Source organism: Streptomyces sp. NPDC001744, assembly GCF_042892575.1.
Lineage (GTDB): Bacteria > Actinomycetota > Actinomycetes > Streptomycetales > Streptomycetaceae > Streptomyces.
Window position 1 is genome coordinate 312708 of the sequence record NZ_JBIAUG010000002.1, and the last position, 26820, is coordinate 339527.

Here is a 26820-nt window from a genome sequence, read left to right on the forward strand (position 1 = left end):
TGTTTGTACCGGCGGCGGCCGTGGGTGTGGTGGGGGGGGGGGGGGCCGTGGGGGGGGGGGGGGGGGGGGGGGGGGGGGGCGGGGCGCGCCGGCCCCCCCCCCCCCCCCCCCCCCCCGCCCGCGTTCCGCCGGGCCTCCCGGAGAGGGCGCGCCGCCCGCGGCCAGGGCGCCTCCGACCGGGCTTGTGTGAGAACCCTACAAACATCAGGGGTGTCCGGCTGTCGACTCAGCCTCAACGGGTCACGGTTCTGTCCGGCCCCACCAGGAATCGACACGCGAGACTGTACGGAGTGGACGGCGCAGTTTTCTTGTCCGACTTCGTAGGGTCGGTACATGACCGTTGTGGACCAGATTCCGAGCGAGCCCGCTGACGCCCGCGGCCGAGTGGCCGAGCTGCACGTCCTGCGCGAGCAGGCGCTGCGGGGCCCCAGTGAGAAGGCGACCGAGGCGCAGCACGCGAAGGGCAAGCTGACGGCGCGCGAGCGCATCGAGCTGCTGCTCGACCCTGGTTCCTTCAACGAGGTCGAACAGCTGCGCCGGCACCGCGCGCAGGGCTTCGGTCTGGAGGCGAAGAAGCCCTACACCGACGGCGTGATCACCGGCTGGGGCACCGTCGAGGGCCGCACGGTCTTCGTCTACGCGCACGACTTCCGGATCTTCGGCGGCGCGCTCGGCGAGGCCCACGCGACCAAGATCCACAAGATCATGGACATGGCCATCGCGGCCGGTGCCCCGCTGGTCTCCCTGAACGACGGCGCGGGCGCCCGCATCCAGGAGGGCGTCTCCGCCCTCGCCGGCTACGGCGGCATCTTCCAGCGCAACACCCGCGCGAGCGGTGTGATCCCGCAGATCTCGGTCATGCTCGGCCCCTGCGCCGGCGGCGCGGCCTACAGCCCGGCGCTGACCGACTTCGTCTTCATGGTCCGCGAGACCTCGCAGATGTTCATCACCGGTCCGGACGTCGTCAAGGCGGTCACCGGCGAGGAGATCACCCAGAACGGCCTCGGCGGTGCCGACGTGCACGCCGAGACCTCCGGCGTCGCGCACTTCGCGTACGACGACGAGGAGACCTGCATCGCGGAGGTCCGCTACCTCCTGTCGATGCTCCCGCAGAACAACCGCGAGAACCCGCCGACCGTGCCCTCCGAGGACCCGGCGGACCGCCGCTCCGAGGTCCTCCTCGACCTGGTCCCGGCCGACGGCAACCGCCCGTACGACATGCACAAGGTCATCGAGGAGCTCGTCGACGACGGCGACTTCCTGGAGGTCCACGAGCGCTGGGCCCGCAACATCGTCTGCGCCCTGGCCCGCCTGGACGGCCAGGTCGTCGGCATCGTCGCCAACCAGCCCCAGTCGCTGGCCGGCGTCCTGGACATCGAGGCGTCCGAGAAGGCCGCCCGCTTCGTGCAGATGTGCGACGCCTTCAACATCCCGATCATCACCCTTCTGGACGTCCCCGGCTTCCTCCCGGGCGTCGACCAGGAGCACGGTGGAATCATCCGGCACGGCGCCAAGCTGCTGTACGCCTACTGCAACGCGACCGTGCCCCGGATCAGCCTGATCCTGCGCAAGGCGTACGGCGGCGCCTACATCGTCATGGACAGCCAGTCCATCGGCGCCGACCTGACGTACGCCTGGCCCACCAACGAGATCGCGGTCATGGGCGCCGAGGGAGCCGCCAACGTGATCTTCCGCAAGCAGATCGCGGAGGCGGAGGACCCCGAGGCCATGCGCACCCGCATGGTCAAGGAGTACAAGGCCGAGCTGATGCACCCGTACTACGCGGCCGAGCGCGGCCTGGTCGACGACGTCATCGACCCCGCCGACACCCGTCGGGTGCTCATCAGGTCCCTCGCGATGCTCCGCACCAAGCACGCCGACCTGCCGTCCCGCAAGCACGGCAACCCGCCCCAGTAGGACTTCGCCCTCCGCACGCTCCCCGGGCCCCACCGGGCCCCGGAGCCCCAGCAAGAGGAGTCATCCCCATGACCACTCCCGCCAACCTCCTCCGCGTCGAGAAGGGCCACGCCGACCCCGAGGAGCTGGCCGCCATCACCGCGGTCCTGCTCGCCCGCGCGGCCGCCCGGCCCGACGACACCACCGCCCGCCACGGCCGCACGGCGGCCGGCTGGCGCCGCCTGGAGCGCGAGCACGGCTTCCGCGCCCCGCACAGCTGGCGCTGAGACCCGCCGCGGCCCGTGGGTGACCGCGGGGAGGACGTACGACGGACCGAGGGCCGGAACCCGATGACACCGGGTTCCGGCCCTCCGTCGTACCCCCGGAGCGACGCCGAAGGCCGCGTCCCCGGGAAGGAGGACGCGGCCTTCGGCACGGACGCGGGGGGACGGCTACCGCAGCCGTGCCATGAGGGCGTGCTCGACGAGGGTGATGAGCGCGCTCTTGGCGTCGGCGCGGTGGCGGGCGTCGGTGGTGATGATGGGGGTGTCGGGGCCGATCTGGAGGGCCTCGCGGACCTCCTCCGGCTGGTAGGGCTGGTTGCCGTCGAAGCCGTTGAGGGCGATGACGAAGGGCAGACCGCTGTTCTCGAAGTAGTCGACGGCGGGGAAGCAGTCGGCGAGGCGGCGGGTGTCCACGAGGACGACGGCGCCGATGGCGCCGCGTACCAGGTCGTCCCACATGAACCAGAACCGGTCCTGTCCGGGCGTGCCGAAGAGGTACAGGATCAGGTCCTGGTCGAGGGTGATGCGGCCGAAGTCCATGGCGACGGTCGTCGTCGTCTTGTCGCCGGTGTGGGTGAGGTCGTCGATCCCCGCCGAGGCGGAGGTCATGACGGCTTCGGTACGCAGCGGGTTGATCTCCGAGACGGCGCCGACGAACGTGGTCTTGCCCACGCCGAAGCCACCCGCCACCACGATCTTCGCGCTGGTGGTTGAACGGGCCGCGCCGCCGCTAGAGCTTGCGAAGTCCACTGAGCACCCTTTCGAGCAGTGTCACGTCTGGCTGACCGCCGGCGGCCTCGTCGCCGCCGGGCTGGTGGATGGCGACGAGCCCGGCCTCCGCCAGGTCGGCGACGAGGATTCGGGCGACGCCGAGGGGGATGGAGAGGAGCGCCGAGATCTCCGCGACCGACTTGATCTCGAAGCAGAGCCGGCAGATCCGCTGGTGCTCGGGCAACTGCCCCTGCAGCCGGGACGGATCGGCCGTGGTGCTGACCAGTGCCTCGATGGCGAGCTGGTAACGCGGCCGGGTCCGGCCGCCGGTCATCGCGTACGGACGCACCAGGGGGTTGTGCCCGCCGGAGCCGCTCGCGGCGGACGAGCCGCGCGAGGAGCTCGGCGAACCGGCGGCGGTCGGCGGGGCCTGGGGGTGCCCGTAGTGCTGCGGCGCACCCTGCCTGTTCGGGGCGGAGGGAAAGTCGTACCGGTTCCGGGCGGGGTCGCCCAGCGGTGCCTGGTGCGGGTCGTAACCGTTGTAAGGGCTCGCGCCCGGGGGTGTTCCCACGTTTCCTCCTCCGACTGCCTCGCGGTCCATGTCCCTTGGAGCCGCGCCACCGCACCCTACGGGGCGGTGGCGCGAAACGCACGGTCTGTCTGTTGGTTGAGAAGACTTCCCTCGGCCGGGAAGAGTTCACTCAGTTGAGAAGGCTGCCCTGGAGCTCCGCGCGGAGGTCGGGGGTCAGCACGGTGCCGGCCCGGTCGACCAGCAGCGCCATCTCGTAGCCCACGAGGCCGATGTCCGCCTCGGGGTGGGCGAGCACGGCCAGCGAGGAGCCGTCCGAGATCGACATGATGAAGAGGAAGCCGCGCTCCATCTCCACCACCGTCTGGTTGACCGCACCGCCCTCGAAGATCCGGGACGCGCCCGCGGTCAGCGAGGTCAGTCCGGAGGCGACGGCCGCCAGCTGGTCGGCGCGGTCGCGGGGGAAGCCCTCGGACATCGCCAGCAGGAGTCCGTCGGCGGAGACCACCACCGTGTGGGACACCCCGGGGGTGTTGTCCACGAAGTTGGTGATCAACCAGTTCAGATTCTGCGCCGCCTGGCTCATGCTCACACTAACGCTCCTGGTTGTAGGTACTGCCCGGGCCGAGGCCCGATCCGTTCGTGTCCGTCCCCGCGTTGCGTCCCTGCTGGACGCCCCGGCGCAGGTTGCTCAACCTGCCCCGGACGTCCTCGGGCGCGCGGGAGACCTGGGGGCCGCCCTGCGGGGTCTGTTCGGCCGTGCCCTCGACCAGGTTGGCCTTCGGGACCCGCCGGGGGAGACCGGACGAGGTGACCCCGCCCGCCTTCGGCTCCTTGAGCTTTCCGGCCCGCTGCCAGCGCTCGTCGTTGGTCGAGCGCCAGTCGTCGGAACCACCGGCTTCGTTCTGCGGCTGCTCCGGCCGGGGGGCCTCGGCCCGCTGCGCCGCCGGGGCGGCGCCGCCGCGGCGCGGCAGCCCGGCATCGGTCAGCGCGTGGCCGGCGTCCGGGGCGGAACTCGGGGTCGGACCCGGACGGTCGAAGCCTACGCGGTCGGCGGGCTGTTCGGGAGCGGCCGGAGCAGATTCCGGTTCCGCTCCGTACTCCTGTGCGTAGTCGTTCCGGTAGGTGTTCTGATCCGGCCACTCCGCCTGGTGGGAATGGGAATCGAACGCGTTTCCGTACGTCTGGTGTTCGGTGCCCTGGGTGTCGTACGGGGCTTCCGCATAGCCGGGCCGGGAGTACCCCTCGTAGCCCGGCTGCGGCGTCCCGTAGCCGCCCTCGGCGTAGCCGTCCTGCTGCGGGTACCCGGCCGCGTACTCCTGGCCGTATCCCTGGGGCCCCGGCTGCCCGTACTCCTGCGCCGGAGCGTACTCCTGGCCCTGGGGGGCCTGCTCCCCGGTCTGGCCGTAACCCTGGTCCCGGTCCTGGCCGTACCCCTGCTCCTGGCCGTAGCCCCGGTCCTGGGGGGCCTGCTGCTCCTGGCCCCGGTCGTACTCCTCCGCCCGCCCGGCCTCGTCGCGGAAGAGCGGGCCCCCGTCCTCCCGGGCCCGGCCGCCGAGCGCGGCACGCCGGCTCTCCAGCCGCGGCGAACGGTCGGCCGGGGCGGAGGGACGCTCCTCCCCGGACGGCTGCTGCTCGTAGCGCGAGTCGTCGAAGCCGAGGTCGGCCGCGGTCAGCACCGGCTGAGCCGAGCCGCCCTCGAAGGCGTTCTGCTGCTGCTGTTCCGGGATGATCTGGGAGACGGTGAAGTCGTCGTGGGCCGGCTGCTCGCCGCCACCGCCGTGCGTGATCGCGTCCGGCAGCATGACCAGCGAGGTCGTCCCGGCCTGCTCGCCCGAGGGGCGGAGCTGGACCCGGATGCCGTGCCGGTCGGCGAGCCGGCCGACCACGAAGAGGCCCATGCGCTGCGAGACGGCGGCGTCCACGGTCGGCGGGTTGGCCAGCTTGTGGTTGATGTCCGCGAAGTCCTCGGCCGTGAGGCCGATGCCCTTGTCGTGGATCTCCACCATCACGCGGCCGTCGGGGAGACGGGTCGCGGTGACGCGGACCTTGGTCTGCGGGGAGGAGAACGTGGTGGCGTTCTCCAGGAGCTCGGCGAGCAGGTGCACGAGGTCGGTCACGGCCCGGCCGTGGATCTCGGCCTCCGGGACGCCCGCCAGCTCGATGCGCTCGTACTGCTCCACCTCGGAGGAGGCGGCGCGCAGGACGTCCACCAGGGGGACCGGCTGGTCCCAGCGGCGGCCCGGCTCCTCGCCGGCGAGGACGAGGAGGTTCTCGCCGTTGCGGCGCATGCGGGTCGCCAGGTGGTCCAGCTTGAAGAGGTTCTCCAGCTGGTCCGGGTCGGCCTCGTTGTTCTCCAGGGTGGTGATGAGGGTCAGCTGGCCCTCGATCAGCGACTGGTTGCGGCGCGAGAGGTTGGTGAAGATCGCGTTGACGTTGCCGCGGAGCATGGCCTGCTCGGCGGCGAGCCGGACGGCCTCGCGGTGGACCTGGTCGAAGGCGCGGGCGACCTCGCCGATCTCGTCCCGGGAGTCGATCGGGATCGGCTGCACCCGGGTGTCGACCCGGCCCGGCTCGGTGCGGGAGAGCTGGTCGACCAGCATCGGCAGGCGCTGCTCGGCGATGCCGAAGGCGGCGGTCCGCAGCGTGCGCATCGATCGGCTCATCTGGCGGGCCATCATCCCCGCCAGGACGAACGCGGCGAGCAGGGCGACGACCACGACGGCGCCGTCCAGCCAGGCGTCCGTCTTGGCGTCGTCGGAGATCTGGGCGGCCTCGGCCACGGCCTTGTCGACGAGGGACTTCTCGACCTCGCTGTAGCCCGTGAACTTGGCGGTGGCGACCGCCATCCACGTCTCCTGCGTGATGCCCCTGGCCTTCAGGGCGGCGATGCCGTCCGGGCCCTTGGCGGTGCCGATCGCGGAGGCCATGCCGGAGTAGAGGGTGCCGTCCTTGCCCTTGGGCGGCACGGCGTCGCCGCTCGGCGTCTGCCTGGCGCCCTCGGCGGCCTTGGCGGCCATGACCTTCTTGAGGAGTTCGACGTCCTCGGGCATGCCGCCGGAGCTGAACTCGCCGAGGGCGATCTGCTCCAGGTAGTTGTACGAGTTGAACGCCACGGACTGCTGGGCGAAGACCGCCTCGTTCTGGCTGGGCCGGACGAGGAGCTGGGTGCCGATGGACCGCTGGAGGGACTCGGCGCCCTTGGCGAGCTGGATCGCGTAGACGCTGCGGCCGTAGCTGGTGACGTTGCCGGTGCCCAGGCCGAGCTCGTTGGAGAACTCGGTGAGGTAGTGCTGGACGCCGGTGTACGCGAGCTGGGTGTTCACCGGGTCGTAGGAGCGGGCGTACGCGTCCTTGCGCAGCGCGTCGAGCTTCGGCTCCTCGTCCTTGAACAGACGCAGCCGGCGCTCCAGGCCCTGGCCCGAGGGCAGGTTCCCGGCGGCCTCGGCGAACCGGGCGCGGGCCGCGTCGGTCCTGGCGTACGCCTGCTGGACCTCGCTGCTCCTGCGGTCCTCCGGGGTCCTCGCGGCCAGCAGCGGGGCGGCGGTGAGGTCCCGCTCGTCGAGCAGGGCGGTGCTGTACTCCGAGGCGGCGCGCACGATGAGCGCCGTCTTCTCGGCGTCCTGGGCCTCCTGCCAGGTGTCGATCGACCCCTTGACCTGGAAACCGCCCATGACGAGGCCGACGAGCACGGGTATGAGGAGGATCGCGTTCAGACGGGTGGGAACCCGCCAGTTGCGGGGCGACAGCTTGCTGGAACTTCCCTCGGCCGCCTCCACGGACGGTGGCGTCACGGGCACGTCCGCGGACGGCACCGCTGTGCGTGACGGCGGCGTGAAGTTGCCCCGCGTCTCCTGCTCCGCGGAGCTTTCCTTGCTTCGCCTCACTCGACCAACAACCTCTCGGCGTCGGCACCTACGTTGTGCCGGTGTTTCGTTCAGGGCCGTACTACTCGGGAGTTCATGAATTGCAGCACGTGAAGGGGGTCCCTTCCAAACACCGGGAGACGGCCGCCCCCATTGGCCCGGACGGAGAATAAAACGGGCATAAAGAGCGAGCCCCGTCAAATGACGGGGCTCAGGTGAGCACAGCGGCACCGACCGGATGCGTCGGGTGTCCGAGGCGCTCCAATTCTCTGTCGAAATGTTATGAACATGAGGACGGCCGTGTCGAACGACACAGACCGCCCCCGGCGGGGCACGGGACAACCGCCCGGCCCGTTCCCCTACTTGAGCCGTGCCATGAGGGCGTGCTCGACGAGGGTGATGAGCGCGCCCTTGGCGTCGGCGCGGTGGCGGGCGTCGGTGGTGATGATGGGGGTGTCGGGGCCGATCTGGAGGGCCTCGCGGACCTCCTCCGGCTGGTAGGGCTGGTTGCCGTCGAAGCCGTTGAGGGCGATGACGAAGGGCAGACCGCTGTTCTCGAAGTAGTCGACGGCGGGGAAGCAGTCGGCGAGGCGGCGGGTGTCCACGAGGACGACGGCGCCGATGGCGCCGCGTACCAGGTCGTCCCACATGAACCAGAACCGGTCCTGTCCGGGCGTGCCGAAGAGGTACAGGATCAGGTCCTGGTCGAGGGTGATGCGGCCGAAGTCCATGGCGACGGTCGTCGTCGTCTTGCCACCGGTGTGGGTGAGGTCGTCGATCCCCGCCGAGGCGGAGGTCATCACGGCTTCGGTACGCAGCGGGTTGATCTCCGAGACGGCGCCGACGAACGTGGTCTTGCCCACGCCGAAGCCACCCGCCACCACGATCTTCGCGCTGGTGGTCGACCGGGCCGCACCGCCGCTAGAGCTTGCGAAGTCCACTGAGCACCCTTTCGAGCAGAGTCACGTCCGGCGTGCCGCCGGTCTCTCCGTTGCCCGGCTGGTGGATCGCCACCATGCCGGCCTCCGCCAGGTCGGCGACGAGGATCCGGGCGACGCCGAGCGGCATCGACAGGAGGGCCGACACCTCGGCCACCGACTTGACCTCGCGGCACAGGTGGCAGATCCGCTGGTGCTCGGGGAGCAGCGTGGCGAGGTGCGCCGGGTCGGCCGTGGTGCTGACCAGTGCCTCGATGGCGAGCTGGTAACGCGGCCGGGTCCGGCCGCCGGTCATCGCGTACGGACGCACCAGCGGCTGGTCGCCCTCGTGTCCGTACTCGTCGACTGAGGAGCCGTACGGATCGTGAGAGGCGGGGGGCGGGGTCATGAATCCTCCGGGCGTGACAGCAAGGCTTCTGCCGTCTGATGGGGCCGGTGGGGGGCCGGATGGGGCGGCCGGACGGTGAACGGTGCCCAGGGCGGTACGGAGGGGCGTACCGCCCTGTCGGTCATTCGGGCGGGGTCAGGGGTGTCCGGGTACGGACACCGCTAGTGGAGCAGACTGCCCTGGAGCTCCGCGCGGAGGTCCGGGGTGAGCACGCTGCCGGCCCGGTCGACCAGCAGCGCCATCTCGTAGCCCACGAGGCCGATGTCGCACTCGGGGTGGGCGAGCACGGCCAGCGAGGAGCCGTCCGAGACGGACATGAGGAAGAGGAAGCCGCGCTCCATCTCCACCACGGTCTGCGCGACGGGGCCCCCCTCGAAGATCCGGGACGCGCCCGCGGTCAGCGAGGTCAGTCCGGACGCGACCGCCGCCAGCTGGTCGGCGCGGTCGCGGGGGAATCCTTCCGACATGGCCAGCAGGAGTCCGTCGGCGGAGACCACCACCGTGTGGGACACCCCGGGGGTGTTGTCCACGAAGTTGGTGATCAACCAGTTCAGATTCTGCGCCGCCTGGCTCATCGCGTTCAACTAACGCTCCTGCTGATGGTTCGGACCGAGATGGAAGCTACCCGTGGTCGAGTTGCCCGCCTGTCGGCCCTGCTGGATGCCGCGGCGCAGATTGGTCAGCCGGCCGCGGACGTCGTCGGGTGCACGCGAGACCTGGGGGCCGGCCGTGTGGGCCTGCTCCTGTGCGGTCCCGGGTACGAGGTTGGCCTTCGGCACGCGCCGGGGGAGGCCGGAGGTGGTGACGCCGCCGGCCGCGGGCTTGCGCACCCGCTCGGCCTGACGCACCAGCTCGTCGTTGGGCGAGGACCGCCACGCGGCCCCGCCGGTCTGGCGACCGCCGTCGGCGGTCTGCTGGTCACCGGCCGGCCGGGGGGCCGGGGCGGACGGCTGCGGCACGACCGGGATCTGCGCCGTCTGCGTCGGGTCGGGCACCTGGCCTGCCGCCGACGCCTGCTGCCGGGCCTGCTCCTGGTGGAACCAGTTGGTCTCCAGCGTGTCGTACAGCGGCGTCCGGCCGTCGCCCGCGCCGCCCGCCGGCGGCAGCGCCTCCGGACGGCGCGGCTGCTGGAGCTGCGGCTGCTGCGGTTCCTGCCCGCGGACCGGCTCGGCCGGGCGCGGGGCGCCGAAGTCGTCGCCGGGCCGCCGGAGCGGCGCCGGAGCCTGCTGCTGGGGCTGCTGGGCCTGCTGCGGCACGAAGGGCTGCCGGCCGAACTGCTGCGCGCCGTCCTGGTACCCCTGCGGGGCCTGCGGCTGCTGCGGGGCCTGGGGCTGCTGCTGCGCGCCGAAGTCGGGGCGGGCGAACTGTCCCGTGGAGCCGGGGCCCTGCGGAGCGCCGAAGTCCGGGCGCGGGAACTGCGCCGTCGACGCCGGGTCCTGCGCGCCGTCCTGGTACCCCTGCGGCTGCTGCGGGGCCTGGGGCTGCTGCTGCGCGCCGAAGTCGGGGCGGGCGAACTGCCCCGTGGAGCCGGGACCCTGCGGAACCGCGAACCGGCCCGTGGTCTCCGGGTCCTCGTGGCCGCGCGGGGCGTCCGGTGGAAGCGTCTCCTGCTGCGGGTACCGCGCCTGCTGCTGGGCCTGCTGCTCGTTGCCCCAGCTCGTGGCCTGCGGGCGTTGCGGCTGAGGGGTGCCGCCGGGCAGCTCGGCGCGCGGGAAGTCGTACCCGCCCTGCCGGCCGTCCTGCGGGGCCTGCGGCTGCTGCGGGCCGGGACCGGCCTGCGGGGTGCTCCGGTTGCCCCACACGTCCGTGCGGGACGGGATGGCGCTCGCGGCGCCGCCGATGAAGCCGCCTCCGCCGGGGCCCGGACGCAGGGCGTCGGGAGACTGGGGGGCCTGCGACAACGGACCGGCCTGTTCCGGCCGCGCGTTCTGCGGCTGCGGGGCGCGGGACCGCTGCGGGTCCTGCGGACCGCCGGCGAGCGGCGCGCCGTCGCGGGCGGGCAGTGCGGCCCGGGGGCCGCCCGTACCGACCTGACCGCGCACGGCGCCGGCGCCGAGCCGTCCGGCCGCCGGGGACGGCGCGCCGCCCGGACCCGGACGTCCGCCGGGCAGCCGCCCGCCCGGGGCGGAGGCACCCGGAGGCATCGCGCCCTGACCGCCCGCGCCCGGCTTGGGCATGGGCTTCTTGCCGCCCTGGGCGACGTCGACGGGGAGCATGACGAGCGCGGTGGTGCCGCCGGAGTCGGAGGGACGCAGCTGGATGCGGATGCCGTGCCGCAGGGACAGGCGGCCGACCACGAACAGACCCATGCGGCGGGAGACCGAGACGTCCACGGTGGGCGGCGAGGCGAGCCGCTCGTTGATCGCCGCCAGGTCCTCGGGGGAGAGGCCGATGCCGGTGTCGTGGATCTCGACGAGCACGCGCCCGTCGGGCAGCGCGTGGCCGGTGACCCGGACCTTCGTCTGCGGGGAGGAGAACGAGGTGGCGTTCTCCAGCAGCTCGGCGAGGAGGTGCACGAGGTCGTTGACGACCCGGCCGGCGACCTCGGTGGCCGGGACCGCGGCCAGTTCGATGCGCTCGTACTGCTCCACCTCGGAGGCGGCGGCACGGAGCACGTCGACCAGCGGGACCGGACGGGTCCAGCGGCGGCCCGGCTCCTCGCCGGCGAGGACGAGGAGGTTCTCGCCGTTCCGGCGCATGCGGGTGGCGAGGTGGTCGAGCTTGAAGAGCGAGGAGAGCTGGTCCGGGTCGGCCTCGCGGGACTCCAGCTCGGAGATGAGCGAGAGCTGGCGCTGGATGAGGCCCTGGGAACGGCGCGAGAGGTTGGTGAACATCGCGTTGACGTTGCCCCGGAGGAGGGCCTGCTCGGCGGCGAGGCGGACGGCCTCGCGGTGCACGTCGTCGAAGGCCGCGGCCACCTTGCCGATCTCGTCCCGGGAGTGCACGCCGACGGACTCCACGGAGGTGTCGACGTCCTGCGGGTCGGACTCGGAGAGCTGCTTGACGAGCTCGGGCAGGCGTTCCTGGGCGACCTTGGTCGCGGTGTCCTGGAGCCGGCGCAGCGAGCGGATCATGGACCGGGCCACGACGAAGGCGCCGATGAGGGAGACGCCGAGGACGAGCAGGATCAGCGCACCGTTGATGATGGCCTCGCGCTGCGACTCCTGGCGCAGCTCGCGGGCCATGCCCTCCATGTCGCCGAGGAGACCGCTCTCGATGCGGTTCATCGCGGTGATCTTGGTGCCGTACTCGTCTGTGAAGTTCAGGTGGCCGCGCTTGACGCCCTCCGGCATCGCGGTGTCGGTGTTCAGCACGCGCTCGGCGTACTTGTCGGCGGCGATGATCGACGGGTTGCCCCGGTTCAGGGGCGCGGTCAGCTCGTCGGCGTCGCCGCCGGTCGACTCGTAGATCGCCTGGAAGGTCTTGAGCTCGACGCCCTCACTGTTGAGCGCGGCCTCGCCGTAGAGGCGGTCGCCCTGGACGATCCGTCCGGCGGTCTTGTCGCTCGGGGGCAGCGCCGCCGCGATGATCGCCTGCTGGATGGAGGCGTACTCCTTGGCGGACGAGAACGCGGCGAGCGCGCGGGTCCGCTTGATCATCTCGGGGTTGCTGGTCGCCTGCGCCATGTCCTGGGACAGGCTCAGGAGCGAGCGGATGAGGCGGCTGTACGCCTCGACCGTCACCGAGTGGGAGACGCCCTTCTCGTACGCGCTGCTCCGGATGGAGTGGAGTTCGGTGACCTGCGAGGCGATCTGGCTGACGTTCTGCCGGATGCTGCGCAGCGCCTCGTCGCCGTCGGCGGCCGGGATCTCCTCGGTGGCGGTGAGGAACGCCTTGTACTCGAGGTCGGTCTTCCGGCGCGGGTTGGAGACCTGGTAGTCGCTGCTGGGACGGCCGTTGGCCAGCGGGCCGGCGGACAGGTCGCGCTCGGTCTGGAGGGCCTGCGCGAGGTCCGTCGCCTCACGGGTCAGCTTGGTGAGCAGCTGCATGTGGTCGAGCTGCTCCATGTCCTGGAGCGACTCGTTGATGCGGATGCCGCCCAGGGTGGTCGCCGCGACCACGGGCAGGGTGAGGAGCGCGACCAGACGCGTGGAGATGCGCCAGTTGCGGAGGGCTATTCGGGGGCCGACCCCGTTGTCGGGGCTCCCGGCCCGGGGGCCGGGGGGAGTGGCGGACGGGTCGGCGGAAGCGGTCGCGGCGCCCGCGCGACGGCCGCCGTCACCGCCTTCGCCGGACGGTCCCTGACCCTGGTTCGGGGTGTGCGGGGCCGAGGGACCGCGGTCGGTCCCGGCGTGCGGTTCCTGCTCCGCCGGAGCATCCGCTCGGCCCTGGCGGGCCTGGGGAGACCCCGAGCCATCCCTCTTGAAACGTCCCTGCACTAGCGTCGCAACCTCTGGACCAGGCGCCCTTCCGGATGAACGGAGAGGACGGTGTCGGCGTCGTCGGGGGGCGTGGAGCACCCCAGGTGGTCGTCGGTGACCGGCGCAGTTCCCCCTTCTTCCCGCCACGCGGCCGGCGCTGCGTTGCGCCCCCTGCGCGCCGGCTTGAAACCCGCGGCGGTGCGTGGAATTCCAGCACAGTGGAGGATCTCCAACAAGGGCCGCGTGTCGCGCCGGGAGGGGTATGACAACGCGTGCGCAAAGGGTCACCCCTTGTAGAAAACGATCACGGATGATTCGGACTTTTCCGTCCGAACGGCCTGGCGCCCCCGTGTGTCCCAGTCGGCATGATCGGGAGCGGAATAGATCGTTCAGTGGCGGAATGTACCTTTCGGGGTCGATCGGAAGCCGTCCGTAATGCCCGGAAACTCCCCTCATAAGTGAGCAAACTCACAAGGAAATCGATGACTTGGGCATGCATCTCGAGGGAAACGCGTGTTTAGCCTGACGTTTTACGCCCCACGCGCCCGCCCGGGCGCCCGTCCCGGAACAAGGTCCGAGTCATCGCGATGAAGAAGACGACGCCCCCCACCACGGCCAACCCCCGCCGCTCCACCCTCGTCCACCTCACGGACGCCGCGCAGCTCGGCCGGGGCGCCCGGCCGGAGTACACGGCGGAACTGCCCGGCCGGACCGCCAACCCGCGCCGCACCGTCCTCATGAAGGCCCCGGCCCCGCACGAGCCCGCCCCGTACGCCCCGGCCTCCCGCTAGGCGCACCGCGACCCGCCCCCACCGGCCCGTACGCCCCCGCGGGGCCTTCCGGCGGCCCCCCGCCGCGTTAGCCTGGAGCGTCAGACTCCAGCCAGTACCAAGTGAGGGGCGACAGCACTCGTGCGCATCGCCAGATTCTCCATCGACGGCAACGTGGCCTTCGGCGCGGTCGAGGGCGAGGGAACCGTCGAGTCCGGCGGCCTCGTCCTCGACATCATCAAGGGCATCCCGTACACCGACTTCGAGCTCAGCGGCACCAAGGTCCCGCTGAGCAAGGTGCGGCTCCTGCCGCCGGTGCTCCCCAACAAGGTCGTGGCCATCGGCCGCAACTACGCCGAGCACGCCGCCGAACTCGGCAACGAGGTCCCCGAGGTGCCCGTCGCCTTCTTCAAGCCCACCACCTCGGTGATCGGCTCCGGCGACGCCATCGAGTACCCCTCCTTCTCCAGCGAGCTGCACCACGAGGCCGAACTGGCCGTGGTGATCGGCCGCATGTGCCGCGAGGTCCCCCGGGAGCGCGTCAAGGACGTGATCTTCGGCTACACCTGCGCCAACGACGTCACCGCCCGCGACGCGCAGCGGCGCGAGAAGCAGTGGGCCCGCGCCAAGGGCTTCGACACCTCCTGCCCCCTGGGACCCTGGGTGGAGACCGACCTCGACCCGGGCGACCTGGTCGTGCGGGCCACGGTCAACGGCGAACAGCGCCAGCTCGGCCGTACGAGCGACATGGTCCGCTCCGTCGAGGACCTGGTCGTCCACATCACCGAGGCCATGACGCTGCTCCCCGGCGACGTCATCCTCACCGGTACCCCCGCCGGGGTCGGACCGCTCAACGTCGGCGACGAGGTCGCCGTCACCATCGAAGGCATCGGCACTCTCACCAATAAGGTGATCAAGCGTGGCTAACGCTCCCCTCCGCGTCCGTTTCTGTCCCTCGCCGACCGGCAACCCCCACGTGGGCCTGGTCCGCACCGCCCTCTTCAACTGGGCCTTCGCCCGGCACAACCAGGGCACCATGGTCTTCCGCATCGAGGACACCGACGCGGCGCGCGACTCCGAGGAGTCGTACCACCAGCTGCTCGACTCGCTGCGCTGGCTCGGCCTCGACTGGGACGAGGGCCCGGAGGTCGGCGGCCCGCACGCGCCGTACCGCCAGTCGCAGCGGATGGACATCTACAAGGACGTCGCCGACCGGCTGGTCGCCGGCGGCTACGCGTACCCCTGCTACTGCACCACCGAGGAGCTCGACGAGCGCCGCGAGGCCGCCCGTGCCGCCGGCCGCCCCTCCGGCTACGACGGCCACTGCCGCGACCTCACCGAGGAGCGGAAGGCCGCGTACGAGGCCGAGGGCCGCACGCCGATCGTGCGCTTCCGGATGCCCGACGAGCCGATCACCTTCACCGACCTGGTCCGCGGCGAGCTCACCTTCACCCCGGAGAACGTGCCGGACTACGGCATCCTCCGGGCCAACGGCGCCCCGCTCTACACCCTGGTCAACCCGGTCGACGACGCCCTGATGGAGATCACCCACGTCCTGCGCGGCGAGGACCTGCTCTCCTCCACCCCGCGCCAGATCGCGCTCTACAAGGCGCTGATCGAGCTGGGCGTCGCCAAGGAGATCCCCGCCTTCGGCCACCTGCCCTACGTGATGGGCGAGGGCAACAAGAAGCTCTCCAAGCGCGACCCGCAGGCGTCCCTCAACCTCTACCGGGAGCGCGGCTTCCTCCCCGAGGGCCTGCTGAACTACCTCTCCCTGCTCGGCTGGTCCTTCTCGGCCGACCAGGACATCTTCACCGTTCCCGAGATGGTGGCGAAGTTCGACATCGCCGACGTCAACGCCAACCCGGCCCGCTTCGACCTCAAGAAGGCCGAGTCGATCAACGCCGACCACATCCGCATGCTGGACGTGAAGGCGTTCGCCGAGGCGTGCGAGCCCTGGCTGCGCGCCCCGCACGCCCCCTGGGCGCCCGAGGACTTCGACCGGGCCGCCTGGGAGGCCATCGCGCCGTACGCCCAGACCCGGCTGACCGTCCTCTCGGACATCACGGCCAACGTCGACTTCCTCTTCCTGGACGAGCCGGTCTTCGACCAGGCGTCGTGGGACAAGGCGATGAAGGGCGAGCCCGCCGCGCTCCTCACCACCGCCCGGGAGAAGCTCGTGGACGCCGACTGGAGCGACCCCGAGTCCCTCAAGGGCGCCGTCCTGGCCGCCGGCGAGGCCCACGGCCTCAAGCTCGGCAAGGCCCAGGCCCCGGTCCGCGTCGCGGTCACCGGCCGCACGGTCGGCCTCCCGCTCTTCGAGTCCCTGCAGATCCTCGGCAGGGAGAAGACGCTGGCCCGCGTCGACGCGGCGCTGGCGAAGCTCGCCGCGTAGGCGTCACCCCGGCGTACGGGACGGAGGGCGGCGACCGGAACGGGTCGCCGCCCTCCGGCGCGTCCCCGCCGTCGGTACCGTGGCCCCATGACCATCCGGGCGGTCCTCTGGGACATCGACGACACGATCTTCGACTACGCCACCGCCGACACGGCCGGGATGCGCGGCCACCTCGCGGCCGAGGGGCTCCTGGAGGGCTTCGGCACGGTGGAGGCGGCCCTCGACCGGTGGCGGGAGCTCACCGCCCTCCACTGGCGCCGCTTCGAGCGGGAGGGCGGCGACTTCCTGGACCAGCGGCGCGACCGGGTCCGGGACTTCCTCGGCAGGCCGGAACTCACCGCCGCCGAGGCCGACGCCTGGTTCGACCGGTACGTCGTCCACTACGAGGCGGCCTGGGCGCTCTTCCCCGACACCGTGCCCGTGCTCGACCTCCTCGCCCGTGACTACCGTCACGCTGTCCTGTCGAACTCCAGCGTCCACAACCAGGAGCGCAAGCTCCGCGTCCTGGGCGTCCGGGACCGCTTCGAGGCCGTCCTGTGCGCCGCCGAGCTGGGCGTGGCGAAGCCGGCCCCGGAGGCGTTCCACGCGGCCTGTGCCGCCCTGGGCCTGCCCCCGCACCAGGTGGCGTACGTCGGCGACCAGCCGGACATCGACGCCCGGGGCGCGGTGGAGGCGGGGCTGCGGGGCGTCTGGCTGGACCGCGCGGGTCTCGGCGGCCGGCCCGAGCTGCACCGGATCACGGACCTCCACCAGCTCCCGGACCTGCTCCGCCCGGATACCCGTTTTGGAGCGCGGTCCACCTTCGGGTAATGTTCTTCCTGCGCCGAGGGGAGCAAGCCGAAAGGCGAGAACCCGGAAAGCGCAAGCCGAGCAAGATCCCCAGCTGGGGAAGTTGTTCCGGTGGCCTATGGTGTAATTGGCAGCACGACTGATTCTGGTTCAGTTAGTCTTGGTTCGAGTCCAGGTAGGCCAGCTCGCAGAGCTCATCTGCATCGTGGATCTCATCCACAAAGCCCCCGTTGTGTAGCGGCCTAGCACGCCGCCCTCTCAAGGCGGTAGCGCCGGTTCGAATCCGGTCGGGGGTACAGATCCATCCTGTGGAACACCTGGGTAGCTCCCGGTGCGTCCGCGGTGACATCACCCGGCTCCGGCCGGGTGGGATCGCTAGGGCCCCCGTTGTGTAGCGGCCTAGCACGCCGCCCTCTCAAGGCGGTAGCGCCGGTTCGAATCCGGTCGGGGGTACCAACTGGTTCTAAACCACCAGTGGCCTATGGTGTAATTGGCAGCACGACTGATTCTGGTTCAGTTAGTCTTGGTTCGAGTCCAGGTAGGCCAGCGCAGTGATACCGCGCGACTCCGTCGCGTGACTCCAGATCTTGCCCCCGTTGTGTAGCGGCCTAGCACGCCGCCCTCTCAAGGCGGTAGCGCCGGTTCGAATCCGGTCGGGGGTACGCAGGAGGAAGCCCTTCCCTTCGGGGGAGGGCTTCTTCGTCGTTCGGTGCCCGTACGGCTCCGCGCGCAATTCCGGCCCACCGCTGCGGCGTTGGAGCGGTGGGCCGGGAGGGACGGGGGAGGGGCGGGGGTCAGCCGTTGCGGCGCAGCGCCTCGGAGAGGCGGGCGGCGGCGTCGATGACCGCCTGGGCGTGCATGCGGCCCGGGTGGCGCGTCAGGCGCTCGATGGGGCCGGAGACCGACACGGCGGCCACCACGCGGTTCGAGGGACCGCGCACGGGCGCGGAGACGGACGCGACGCCCGGCTCCCGCTCGCCGATCGACTGGGCCCAGCCCCTGCGCCGCACGCCCGACAGGGCCGTCGCGGTGAAACGGGCGCCCTGGAGGCCGCGGTGCAGCCGCTCGGGCTCCTCCCAGGCCATCAGGATCTGCGCCGACGAGCCGGCCTTCATCGTCAGCGTCGAACCGACCGGAACGGTGTCCCGGAGGCCCGAGAGCCGCTCGGCCGCCGCCACGCAGATGCGCATGTCGCCCTGGCGGCGGTAGAGCTGGGCGCTCTCGCCGGTGACGTCGCGCAGATGCGTGAGCACCGGGCCCGCGGTCGCGAGCAGCCGGTCCTCGCCGGCCGCGGCGGCGAGCTCCGCGAGGCGCGGTCCGAGGATGAACCGGCCCTGCATGTCGCGCGCCACCATCCGGTGGTGTTCCAGTGCCACGGCGAGACGGTGTGCCGTGGGTCGTGCGAGTCCCGTCGCCGCGACCAGTCCTGCGAGGGTGGCCGGACCGGACTCCAGGGCGCCCAGGACAAGGGCTGCCTTGTCGAGAACGCCTACGCCGCTAGAGTTGTCCATGCAACGATATTCGCGTCTCACTCTGTGAAACGCAAGTTCAATTTCCCCGGGAACTTGTCACTCTGGTGGGGCGGCCGCACAACGGCCCGCGAAACGGGTTTCTAGTTGTGCCGGCGCAGACGTCGGCCGGAGGGAAAGCGATGGGTAGGACACTCGCGGAGAAGGTCTGGGACGACCACGTCGTCCGGCGCGCCGAGGGCGAGCCCGACCTCCTCTTCATCGATCTGCACCTGCTGCACGAGGTGACCAGCCCCCAGGCGTTCGACGGGCTGCGCCAGAACGGCCGGCAGGTGCGGCGCCTCGACCTCACCATCGCCACCGAGGACCACAACACCCCCACCCTCGACATCGACAAGCCGATCGCGGACCCCGTCTCCCGCGTCCAGCTGGAGACCCTGCGCAAGAACTGCGCCGAGTTCGGCGTCCGGCTGCACCCGCTGGGCGACGTCGAGCAGGGCGTCGTCCACGTCGTGGGACCGCAGCTGGGCCTGACCCAGCCCGGCACCACCGTGGTCTGCGGCGACTCGCACACCTCCACGCACGGCGCCTTCGGCGCGCTGGCGTTCGGCATCGGCACCAGCCAGGTCGAGCACGTCCTCGCCACCCAGACGCTCCCGCTCGCCCGTCCGAAGACCATGGCCATCACCGTGGACGGCGAACTGCCCGAGGACGTCACCGCCAAGGACCTGATCCTGGCGATCATCACGAAGATCGGCACCGGCGGCGGCCAGGGCTACATCCTGGAGTACCGGGGCTCCGCCATCGAGAAGCTCTCGATGGAGGCCCGGATGACCATCTGCAACATGTCCATCGAGGCCGGCGCCCGCGCGGGCATGATCGCCCCCGACGAGACCACCTTCGCCTACCTGAAGGGCCGCGCCCACGCCCCCGAGGGCGAGGACTGGGACGCCGCCGTCGCGTACTGGAAGACCCTGAGGTCCGACGAGGACGCGGTCTTCGACGCCGAGGTCGTCGTCGACGCCGCCTCGCTGGCCCCGTTCGTCACCTGGGGCACCAACCCCGGCCAGGGCGCGCCGCTTTCGGCGAACGTCCCCGACCCGGCCTCGTTCGAGGACGCCTCGGAGCGCCACGCCGCGGAAAAGGCCCTGGAGTACATGGGGTTGACCGCGGGGCAGCCGCTGCGCGACATCGAGGTCGACACCGTCTTCGTGGGCTCCTGCACCAACGGCCGCATCGAGGACCTGCGCAACGCCGCCGGCCTGCTCCGGGGCCGCAAGGTCGCCGACGGCGTCCGCATGCTGGTCGTCCCCGGCTCGGTCCGGGTCGCCCTCCAGGCCGTCGAGGAGGGCCTGGACAAGGTCTTCAAGGAGGCCGGCGCCGAATGGCGGCACGCGGGCTGCTCGATGTGCCTGGGCATGAACCCCGACCAACTGGCTCCCGGCGAGCGCTCCGCGTCCACCTCCAACCGCAACTTCGAGGGCCGGCAGGGCAAGGGGGGCCGGACCCACCTGGTCTCGCCCCAGGTCGCCGCCGCCACCGCCGTACTGGGCCATCTGGCCTCCCCGGCCGACCTGTCCGACGTCGTCACTCCCGCGGGGGTCTAGGAACCATGGACGCTTTCACCACCCACACCGGCCGCGCCGTCCCGCTGCGCCGCAGCAACGTCGACACCGACCAGATCATCCCGGCCCACTGGCTGAAGAAGGTCACCCGCGACGGCTTCGAGGACGGTCTCTTCGAGGCGTGGCGCAAGGACCCCGGCTTCGTCCTCAACCGTCCCGAGCGGCAGGGCGCCACGGTCCTGGTCGCGGGCTCCGACTTCGGCACCGGCTCCTCCCGCGAGCACGCCGTCTGGGCGCTCCAGAACTACGGCTTCCAGGCCGTGATCTCCTCCCGCTTCGCCGACATCTTCCGCGGCAACTCGCTGAAGAACGGCCTGCTGACGGTCGTCCTCCCGCAGGAGACGGTGGACGCCCTCTGGGAGCTGACCGAGGCCGACCCGACCGCCGAGGTCACCGTCGACCTGGAGCGCCGCAAGGTCCTGGCCGCCGGGATCGACGCCGACTTCGAGCTCGACGAGAACGCCCGCTGGCGTCTGCTGAACGGGCTCGACGACATCAGCCTCACCCTTCAGAACGAAGCGGACATCGCGGCCTACGAGGCGGCGAGGCCGGCCTTCAAGCCCCGTACCATTACGGCCTGAGCAGCGCTTTTCCACGACTGCGCCCCCCACCTCCCGGTGGGGGGCGCAGCCGCTTGTTGAGACCCTGTCGGGCGACAACTCGCCCCAGATGGCACAATCGGCGCATGGAACGCGACAGCCAACTCGAGCTCTACGAGGCAGTCGCCGCCCGATTGAAGGAAGCGCACGCGACCGTGCGCTCACTGCAAGTCCCGGAGGGCGTAAGGATGGCGCTGTCCCGGAAGCTGCTGGTCGTGACGGCCGCGGCGAAGCACGATCTCAAGGACGCGGCGAAGCGTCTGGACCGGTTGATGAAGGACCTCGACGAGGGCCGATTCCCAGAGGACGACTGACACCAGGAACTCCGCAACGGCTCTTCCGCGTTGCGGCACTAGGGTGATTAGACCGTTTCGTGTTTGATTTGCGGTATATACATGCCTAACGTGCGAAAAAGCTTGAACACTTTCGTTCTGGCAATGTCTCCGAAGGGGAAGACGTGAACAAGGCGCAGCTCGTAGAAGCGATTGCCGACAAGATGGGCGGTCGCCAGCAGGCCGCCGAAGCCGTCGACCACGTGCTCGACGCCATCGTGCGTGCCGTGGTCGCCGGCGACCGGGTCTCCGTCACGGGTTTCGGCTCGTTCGAGAAGGTCGACCGGCCGGCCCGTTACGCCCGCAACCCGCAGACGGGCGAGCGGGTCCGCGTGAAGAAGACCTCCGTCCCCCGCTTCCGCGCCGGGCAGGGCTTCAAGGACCTGGTCAGCGGCTCGAAGAAGCTCCCCAAGGGCGGCGAGGTCTCCGTCAAGAAGGCTCCCAAGGGCAGCCTCACCGGCGGCGCCTCCGCGACCGTGAAGAAGGCCGCCGCGAAGAAGGCCACCACCGCCAAGAAGGCCGCCGCGAAGAAGGCGACCCCGGCGAAGAAGACCGCGACCACCGCCGCCAAGAAGACGGCCCCCGCGAAGAAGACCGCGACCACCGCCGCCGCCAAGAAGGCGACTCCGGCGAAGAAGACCGCGACCACCACCGCCGCCGCGAAGAAGAGCCCGGCCGCCAAGAAGACCACCACCGCCGCGGCCAAGAAGACCACGGCCAAGAAGACCACGGCCAAGAAGACCGCCCCGGCCGCGAAGAAGACCACGGCGACGACGGCGCCCGCCAAGAAGACGACGGCGCGCAAGACCACCGCCAAGAAGACCGCCGCCAAGAAGTAGGACCTGCGGGAACGATCCGCCGGGCCGGACTCCCCACGGGGAGGCCGGCCCGCGGCGCGTCACCCGCCCCGGGTCCCGGCCCGCGGCGCGTCACCCGCCACCGCCCCGCCTTCGCCCCGCGGCGCGTTCCTCCCGGAGCCTCCGCTCCGGGCCCCGCCGCACCCGGCGCCTCCCGGATCAGAACGTCTGGAGCGTCACCAGCGTGATGCGCGGACCGGCCCCCGGGCCGCCCGGTTCCGTCTCGATCCGTACGCGCTGCCCCGGACGCAGCAACCGCAGTCCGCCCGCCTCGAAGGCCGCCGCCCCGAACTCCACGGGGGTGCCGTCGTCGAGCAGCACACTGCCGCTGCGGGTCTCGGGGTCGTACGTGAACGCGGTCGCCTGCATGGACCGCAGCCTATCCGGCCGCCGTCAGCCACCGGGCGGCCGTCCGCCGCCCGAGCCCCAGCTCCGCGGCCGCCGCCAGGTCCTCCCCGGTGTCCACGTCCCGGCGTACGGAATCCACCCCCGCGAGCCCGATTTCCACCGCCCCCGACGACAAATGCCGCAGCCTCGACGCGCCCCCGAATGCCGGTTCCAATTCCACCCCCGGGGCCGCCGAGAGGAATGTCGTGCCCATTTCGGCGGCATCCGCGAGAAATGCCCTCGGAAATGACCGGGCCGCGTCCAGGACCCGGGCCAGCTCCGCCGGGCGCAGCGCCGGGAGGTCCGCGCTGAGCGCCGCCACGCGCGCGTGCGGCCGCCGCGCCCGCACGGCCCGCGCCCCGTGCGCGAGCGCCGCGTTGAGCCCCGCCGCCGGGGCGTCCGGCACGATCCGCGCGCCCAGCGCCGCCAGTGCCGCGCCCGCCGCCGGGTCGTCGGTGACGACCAGCGCGTCCCGTACCCGCGCGCACTCCAGCACCGCCCCCACGGTGTCCTCGGCGAACGCCAGCGCCAGCCGGGGGCGCAGCCGCGCGCCCGCCGCCGCGGCCAGTCTGCTCTTCGCCAGGGCGAGGGGCTTCAGGGGCACGACGAGGGACCAGCGGTCATCGGCGTCGGTGTTCATCGCGGACCATTCTGTCCCGCCCGTGCGGCTCGCCGGAGAGGCCGGGGCGTACCGTGTCCTCGACAGACCAGGAGCATGGGGCGACACTGACCCCCTGCCAGCCAGTCCCGGAGAAAGGTGTCCGCGTGCCCCGCCGCAGAATCGGCTTCTGGTACCGCCTCGCGGCGGTCATCGTCAAACCCCCCCTGGTGGTTCTGTTCAAGCGGGACTGGCGCGGCACCGAGCACATTCCCGCCGAGGGCGGATTCATCACCGCCGTGAACCACAACTCCTACCTGGACCCGCTCTCCTACGCGCACTACCAGTACAACACCGGCCGCGTTCCCCGCTTCCTCGCCAAGGCGGCCCTCTTCAAGGGCTCCTTCGTCGGCATGATGCTGCGCGGCACCGGCCAGATCCCCGTCTACCGCGAGACGACCGACGCGCTGGACGCCTTCCGCGCCGCCGTCGCCGCCATCGAGAGCGGCGAGTGCGTCGCCTTCTACCCCGAGGGCACCCTGACCCGCGACCCCGCGATGTGGCCCATGGCCGGCAAGACCGGCGCCGCCCGCGTCGCGCTGCTCACCAGGGCCCCCGTCATCCCGGTGGCCCAGTGGGGCGCCAACCTCGCCATGCCGCCGTACGCGAAGGAGAACAGGCTCCGGCTGTTCCCCCGCAAGACGCTGATCGTGCAGGCCGGTCCGCCGGTCGACCTCTCCCGCTTCCACGGCCTGGAGCCCACGCCCGAGGTGCTCCGCGAGGCGACCGAGACCATCATGGCCGCCATCACCGCCCTCCTGGAGGAGATCCGCGGCGAGAAGGCGCCCGCCGAACCCTACGACCACCGCAGGGCCCGCCTCGCGCAGCGCCGCAAGGCCGCCGAGGGAGGCGCCAAGTGACCAGGGCCGCCGTCTTCGGCAACGGGTCGTGGGGCACCGCCTTCGCCATGGTGCTCGCGGACGCGGGCTGCGAGGTGAGCCTCTGGGGCCGCCGCGCGGAACTCGCGGAGGAGATCAACGCCACCCGGACCAACCCCGACTACCTGCCGGGGGTCGAACTCCCCCGGGGGATCACGGCCACCGCCGACCCGGCCGAGGCCGCCGCCGGCGCCGACTTCACCGTCCTGGTCGTCCCCTCGCAGACCCTCCGGGGCAACCTTGCCGCCTGGACGCCGCTCCTCGCCCCCGACACGGTCCTGGTCTCCCTCATGAAGGGCGTCGAACTCGGCACCGCCAAGCGGATGAGCGAGGTCATCACCGAGGTCGCGGACGTGCCCGCCGAGCGCGTCGCCGTCCTGACCGGCCCGAACCTGGCCAAGGAGATCGCCGCCCGGCAGCCCGCCGCCGCCGTCGCCGCCTGCGTCGACGAGACGGTCGCCCAGCGGCTCCAGAGCGCCTGCCTGACCCCGTACTTCCGCCCGTACACCAACACCGACGTGGTCGGCTGCGAGCTGGGCGGCGCCGTCAAGAACGTCATCGGCCTCGCCGTGGGCATCGCCAACGGCATGGGACTCGGCGACAACTCCAAGGCCACGCTCATCACCCGCGGCCTCGCCGAGACCACCCGTCTCGGCCTCGCCATGGGCGCCGACCCGCTCACCTTCTCCGGCCTCGCCGGCCTCGGCGACCTCGTCGCCACCTGCTCCTCGCCGCTCTCCCGGAACAACACCTTCGGCACCAACCTCGGCCGGGGGATGACGCTCCAGGAGACCATCGCGGCCACCAGGCAGACCGCCGAGGGCGTCAAGTCCTGCGAGTCGGTGCTCGATCTGGGCCGCCGCCACGGCGTCGACATGCCCATCACCGAGACGGTCGTCTCGATCGTCCACGAGGGCAAGCCGCCGGTCGTCGCCCTCAAGGAGCTGATGTCGCGCTCGGCGAAGCCCGAACGCCGCTGAGCCGGACGGGCCGGGCGGCCCGTCCGCCCGGCGGGGCGCTCAGGAGTTCGGGTGCCGCAAGGTACTCTCGTCGCGATATGAGCGAGAACACCCAGAGCCCCCGCAAGCCGCGCGTGGCCGTCGTCTTCGGCGGACGCAGCTCCGAGCACGCCATCTCCGTCGTCACGGCCGGCGCCGTCCTGGGCGCCATCGACCGGGACAAGTACGACGTGCTGCCCATCGGCATCACGACGGACGGGCGCTGGGCGCTCACCGCCGACGCCCCGGAGCGGATGGCCATCACCGACCGGGCCCTGCCGAACGTCGCCGAACTGGCCGAGAGCGAGCGGGGCGGCGTCGTCCTCTCCGTGGACCCCGCCAACCGCGAGGTCGTCCTCGCCGAGCCCGGCGCCGTGCCGCGCGTCCTCGGCGAGGTCGACGTGGTCTTCCCGGTGCTCCACGGCCCGTACGGCGAGGACGGCACCCTCCAGGGCCTGCTGGAACTCTCCGGCGTCCCCTACGTCGGCGCGGGCGTCCTCGCCTCCGCCGTCGGCCAGGACAAGGAGTACATGAAGCGGGTCTTCGTCTCCTTCGGCCTCCCCGTCGGCCCGTACGAGGTCGTCCGGCCGCGTGAGTGGGAGCAGAACCCGGCCGCCGCCCGCAAGAAGATCGTGGAGTTCGCCGCCGAACACGGCTGGCCGCTCTTCGTGAAGCCCGCCCGCGGCGGCTCCTCCGTGGGCATCACCAAGGTCGACGACCTCTCCGGCCTGGACGAGGCCGTCGAGGAGGCCCGCCGCCACGACCCCAAGATCATCGTGGAGGCGCTGGTCCGGGGCCGCGAGATCGAGTGCGGCGTCCTGGAGTTCGAGGACGGACCGCGCGCCAGCGTGCCCGCCGAGATCCCGCCCGTCACCGACCACGACTTCTACGACTTCGAGGCGAAGTACATCGACTCGGCCTCCGGCATCGTGCCCGCCCCCATCGGGGACGAGGCCACCGCCGAGATCCAGCGGCTCGCCGTCGCCGCCTACGAGGCCGTCTCCTGCGAGGGCCTGGTCCGCGCCGACTTCTTCCTCACCGAGGACGGCGACTTCGTCATCAACGAGATCAACACCATGCCGGGCTTCACGCCCATCTCCATGTACCCGCGCATGTGGCAGGAGAGCGGCGTGAGCTACCCCGAGCTGGTCGACCGGCTCGTCCAGGCCGCGCTGAACCGCTCCACCGGCCTGCGCTAGGGCGCGTCCGGGACGTGGCGCCGCCCGCCCTCCGGGGGGGCGACGCCGCCTTCGGCACACGCCCCGGACGGTCCGCCCCCGGGAGCCGGCCGTGCACGCGCGGCCGGCTCCCGGGCGCGCGTGCACGGCGTCAGGAGCACTCGGGTTCCAGCGCGCACGGGACCGTCCCGGCCACGGGCCCGGCGAGAGCGGTGAGCGGTCCCGCGTCGTGCTCGTAGCGCCGGTCGAGGCTCACCTCGACGTACGTCCTCCGGTACACCGAGGTGAACCGGGGCCCGGAGCCCTCCGGCCGTTCCAGCATCCAGCGCACGCCGTTCGCGGAGACGCCCTGCGCCTTCGGATCGCTCATCTTTTCGGGCCGGGGGACTCCGCAGCGCAGTACGATCGCACCGTCACCCCACCCGGCGGTCAACTCGGAGCCGGGCTCCGGGTCACTCCGTTCCAGCCCCGCCACCGTGTCGGGCAGCTCCTTCGCCAGGGCCTGGCAGAGGGCGGCCTCCTCCGGCGGAGGGCTGGGGACCGCGACGGACGACGGACCGTCCGCCGGGGAACAGCCGGCGGACGCCAGCAGCAGCACGGCGGCCGAGACGGCGACGGGCAGGCCGAAGCGCCGGTGGGAAGAGGTCACCGGCCAAGCGTAGACGGGGGCTACAGATGAACGACCGGGCAGGTGAGGGTGCGCGTGATGCCGTCCACTTGCTGGACCCTGGCGACCACCATGCGGCCCAGTTCGTCGACCGTCTCCGCCTGCGCGCGCACGATGACGTCGTACGGGCCGGTCACGTCTTCCGCCTGGATGACTCCCGGAATCCCGGAGATGGCGGCGGCGACGCTCGACGCCTTGCCCACCTCGGTCTGAATGAGGATGTACGCCTGTACCACGGAGCCTCC

Annotated in this window: 26 protein-coding genes and 5 tRNA genes; 18 read left to right on the plus strand and 13 right to left on the minus strand. The window is 71.7% G+C overall.

All coding sequences use genetic code 11. From position 1 onward, the window contains the following. Window positions 1-333: 333 nt before the first annotated feature. Window positions 334-1917, plus strand: coding sequence for an acyl-CoA carboxylase subunit beta (locus ACFYZY_RS03870; RefSeq protein ID WP_388689180.1), 1584 nt, complete (start codon window positions 334-336; stop codon window positions 1915-1917). Window positions 1918-1985: 68 nt separating this feature from the next. Continuing rightward, entirely contained in the window at window positions 1986-2183 is a 198-nt protein-coding gene (locus tag ACFYZY_RS03875; protein WP_388689182.1) for an acyl-CoA carboxylase subunit epsilon, read from the plus strand. A gap of 165 nt (window positions 2184-2348) precedes the next feature. Here the strand turns inward: ACFYZY_RS03875 and ACFYZY_RS03880 are convergent, their stop codons facing one another. The 8 genes from ACFYZY_RS03880 to ACFYZY_RS03915 form a co-directional block, all read right to left on the minus strand. Further along, entirely contained in the window at window positions 2349-2930 is a 582-nt protein-coding gene (locus tag ACFYZY_RS03880) for an ATP/GTP-binding protein (RefSeq protein WP_015036414.1), read from the minus strand. Further along, window positions 2911-3462 (minus strand): DUF742 domain-containing protein, encoded by a 552-nt coding sequence (locus tag ACFYZY_RS03885; protein WP_388689183.1) that lies wholly within the window; start codon window positions 3460-3462, stop codon window positions 2911-2913. Before ACFYZY_RS03885 ends, ACFYZY_RS03880 begins: the two co-directional genes overlap by 20 nt. A gap of 130 nt (window positions 3463-3592) precedes the next feature. Further along, window positions 3593-4006, minus strand: a complete 414-nt coding sequence (locus ACFYZY_RS03890) for a roadblock/LC7 domain-containing protein (RefSeq protein ID WP_026057603.1) — start codon at window positions 4004-4006, stop codon at window positions 3593-3595. 7 nt (window positions 4007-4013) lie between these two features. After that, complete coding sequence (locus tag ACFYZY_RS03895; RefSeq protein ID WP_388689184.1) at window positions 4014-7307, minus strand: nitrate- and nitrite sensing domain-containing protein; 3294 nt, start codon at window positions 7305-7307, stop codon at window positions 4014-4016. 338 nt (window positions 7308-7645) lie between these two features. Then, window positions 7646-8227 carry an ATP/GTP-binding protein gene (locus ACFYZY_RS03900; protein WP_388689186.1) on the minus strand — a complete coding sequence of 194 codons (582 nt, stop codon included), beginning with the start codon at window positions 8225-8227 and terminating at the stop codon, window positions 7646-7648. Beyond that, on the minus strand, window positions 8208-8612 hold the full coding sequence (locus tag ACFYZY_RS03905; RefSeq protein ID WP_121834079.1) for a DUF742 domain-containing protein: 405 nt from the start codon (window positions 8610-8612) through the stop codon (window positions 8208-8210). Before ACFYZY_RS03905 ends, ACFYZY_RS03900 begins: the two co-directional genes overlap by 20 nt. A 161-nt stretch (window positions 8613-8773) precedes the next feature. Next, window positions 8774-9187 carry a roadblock/LC7 domain-containing protein gene (locus ACFYZY_RS03910; protein ID WP_030496942.1) on the minus strand — a complete coding sequence of 138 codons (414 nt, stop codon included), beginning with the start codon at window positions 9185-9187 and terminating at the stop codon, window positions 8774-8776. Between the two features lie 9 nt (window positions 9188-9196). Beyond that, window positions 9197-12991 carry a nitrate- and nitrite sensing domain-containing protein gene (locus tag ACFYZY_RS03915; protein WP_388689188.1) on the minus strand — a complete coding sequence of 1265 codons (3795 nt, stop codon included), beginning with the start codon at window positions 12989-12991 and terminating at the stop codon, window positions 9197-9199. A 569-nt stretch (window positions 12992-13560) separates the two neighbouring features. Between ACFYZY_RS03915 and ACFYZY_RS03920 the strand changes: the two genes are divergently transcribed. The 9 genes from ACFYZY_RS03920 to ACFYZY_RS03960 all read left to right on the plus strand — a co-directional run bounded on the left by ACFYZY_RS03920 (window position 13561) and on the right by ACFYZY_RS03960 (window position 17589). Continuing rightward, the gene (locus tag ACFYZY_RS03920; protein ID WP_388689189.1) at window positions 13561-13764 is read left to right on the plus strand and encodes a hypothetical protein; all 204 of its coding nucleotides are present in this window, start codon (window positions 13561-13563) and stop codon (window positions 13762-13764) included. 120 nt (window positions 13765-13884) lie between these two features. Beyond that, window positions 13885-14670: a fumarylacetoacetate hydrolase family protein gene (locus tag ACFYZY_RS03925; RefSeq protein ID WP_388689190.1), complete on the plus strand. Its 786-nt coding sequence runs from the start codon at window positions 13885-13887 to the stop codon at window positions 14668-14670. Beyond that, window positions 14663-16138: a glutamate--tRNA ligase gene (gene gltX, locus ACFYZY_RS03930; RefSeq protein WP_388689192.1), complete on the plus strand. Its 1476-nt coding sequence runs from the start codon at window positions 14663-14665 to the stop codon at window positions 16136-16138. Before ACFYZY_RS03925 ends, gltX begins: the two co-directional genes overlap by 8 nt. Window positions 16139-16225: 87 nt before the next feature. Next, on the plus strand, window positions 16226-16948 hold the full coding sequence (locus tag ACFYZY_RS03935; RefSeq protein ID WP_388689194.1) for an HAD family hydrolase: 723 nt from the start codon (window positions 16226-16228) through the stop codon (window positions 16946-16948). Window positions 16949-17039: 91 nt separating this feature from the next. Then, window positions 17040-17111 (plus strand) — tRNA-Gln (locus ACFYZY_RS03940). A gap of 39 nt (window positions 17112-17150) precedes the next feature. Next, window positions 17151-17223: transfer RNA gene (locus ACFYZY_RS03945), tRNA-Glu, on the plus strand. A gap of 84 nt (window positions 17224-17307) precedes the next feature. After that, window positions 17308-17383, plus strand: a tRNA-Glu gene (locus tag ACFYZY_RS03950). A 19-nt stretch (window positions 17384-17402) separates the two neighbouring features. Further along, window positions 17403-17474: transfer RNA gene (locus tag ACFYZY_RS03955), tRNA-Gln, on the plus strand. Window positions 17475-17516: 42 nt separating this feature from the next. Further along, a tRNA-Glu gene (locus ACFYZY_RS03960) sits at window positions 17517-17589 on the plus strand. A gap of 132 nt (window positions 17590-17721) precedes the next feature. On the opposite strand, the gene ndgR is transcribed toward ACFYZY_RS03960, so the two are convergent. Then, window positions 17722-18438, minus strand: coding sequence for an IclR family transcriptional regulator NdgR (gene ndgR / locus ACFYZY_RS03965; RefSeq protein ID WP_189981172.1), 717 nt, complete (start codon window positions 18436-18438; stop codon window positions 17722-17724). A 140-nt stretch (window positions 18439-18578) separates the two neighbouring features. On the opposite strand from ndgR, the gene leuC reads away from it, so the two are divergent. From leuC to ACFYZY_RS03985, 4 genes are all read left to right on the plus strand, one after another. After that, entirely contained in the window at window positions 18579-20003 is a 1425-nt protein-coding gene (gene leuC, locus ACFYZY_RS03970; RefSeq protein ID WP_388689196.1) for a 3-isopropylmalate dehydratase large subunit, read from the plus strand. A gap of 5 nt (window positions 20004-20008) precedes the next feature. Continuing rightward, entirely contained in the window at window positions 20009-20602 is a 594-nt protein-coding gene (gene leuD / locus ACFYZY_RS03975) for a 3-isopropylmalate dehydratase small subunit (protein WP_388689198.1), read from the plus strand. 104 nt (window positions 20603-20706) lie between these two features. Beyond that, window positions 20707-20934 carry a hypothetical protein gene (locus ACFYZY_RS03980; protein ID WP_388689200.1) on the plus strand — a complete coding sequence of 76 codons (228 nt, stop codon included), beginning with the start codon at window positions 20707-20709 and terminating at the stop codon, window positions 20932-20934. 143 nt (window positions 20935-21077) lie between these two features. Continuing rightward, entirely contained in the window at window positions 21078-21791 is a 714-nt protein-coding gene (locus ACFYZY_RS03985) for an HU family DNA-binding protein (RefSeq protein WP_388689202.1), read from the plus strand. A gap of 177 nt (window positions 21792-21968) precedes the next feature. On the opposite strand, the gene ACFYZY_RS03990 is transcribed toward ACFYZY_RS03985, so the two are convergent. Both ACFYZY_RS03990 and cofC read right to left on the minus strand, forming a co-directional pair. After that, entirely contained in the window at window positions 21969-22178 is a 210-nt protein-coding gene (locus ACFYZY_RS03990) for a hypothetical protein (protein ID WP_388689203.1), read from the minus strand. Between the two features lie 10 nt (window positions 22179-22188). Continuing rightward, entirely contained in the window at window positions 22189-22836 is a 648-nt protein-coding gene (gene cofC / locus ACFYZY_RS03995; RefSeq protein ID WP_388689205.1) for a 2-phospho-L-lactate guanylyltransferase, read from the minus strand. 125 nt (window positions 22837-22961) lie between these two features. Here cofC and ACFYZY_RS04000 point away from each other — a divergent pair, with 125 nt between their 5' ends. The 3 genes from ACFYZY_RS04000 to ACFYZY_RS04010 all read left to right on the plus strand — a co-directional run bounded on the left by ACFYZY_RS04000 (window position 22962) and on the right by ACFYZY_RS04010 (window position 25929). After that, complete coding sequence (locus ACFYZY_RS04000; protein WP_388689207.1) at window positions 22962-23714, plus strand: lysophospholipid acyltransferase family protein; 753 nt, start codon at window positions 22962-22964, stop codon at window positions 23712-23714. Then, on the plus strand, window positions 23711-24712 hold the full coding sequence (locus ACFYZY_RS04005) for an NAD(P)H-dependent glycerol-3-phosphate dehydrogenase (RefSeq protein WP_388689208.1): 1002 nt from the start codon (window positions 23711-23713) through the stop codon (window positions 24710-24712). Before ACFYZY_RS04000 ends, ACFYZY_RS04005 begins: the two co-directional genes overlap by 4 nt. Before the next feature lie 77 nt (window positions 24713-24789). Beyond that, window positions 24790-25929 (plus strand): D-alanine--D-alanine ligase family protein, encoded by a 1140-nt coding sequence (locus ACFYZY_RS04010; RefSeq protein WP_388689210.1) that lies wholly within the window; start codon window positions 24790-24792, stop codon window positions 25927-25929. 130 nt (window positions 25930-26059) lie between these two features. On the opposite strand, the gene ACFYZY_RS04015 is transcribed toward ACFYZY_RS04010, so the two are convergent. Both ACFYZY_RS04015 and ACFYZY_RS04020 read right to left on the minus strand, forming a co-directional pair. After that, window positions 26060-26557: a DUF3515 domain-containing protein gene (locus ACFYZY_RS04015; RefSeq protein WP_388689212.1), complete on the minus strand. Its 498-nt coding sequence runs from the start codon at window positions 26555-26557 to the stop codon at window positions 26060-26062. 20 nt (window positions 26558-26577) lie between these two features. Beyond that, window positions 26578-26811, minus strand: a complete 234-nt coding sequence (locus ACFYZY_RS04020; RefSeq protein WP_388689213.1) for an Lrp/AsnC family transcriptional regulator — start codon at window positions 26809-26811, stop codon at window positions 26578-26580. Window positions 26812-26820: the final 9 nt, after the last annotated feature.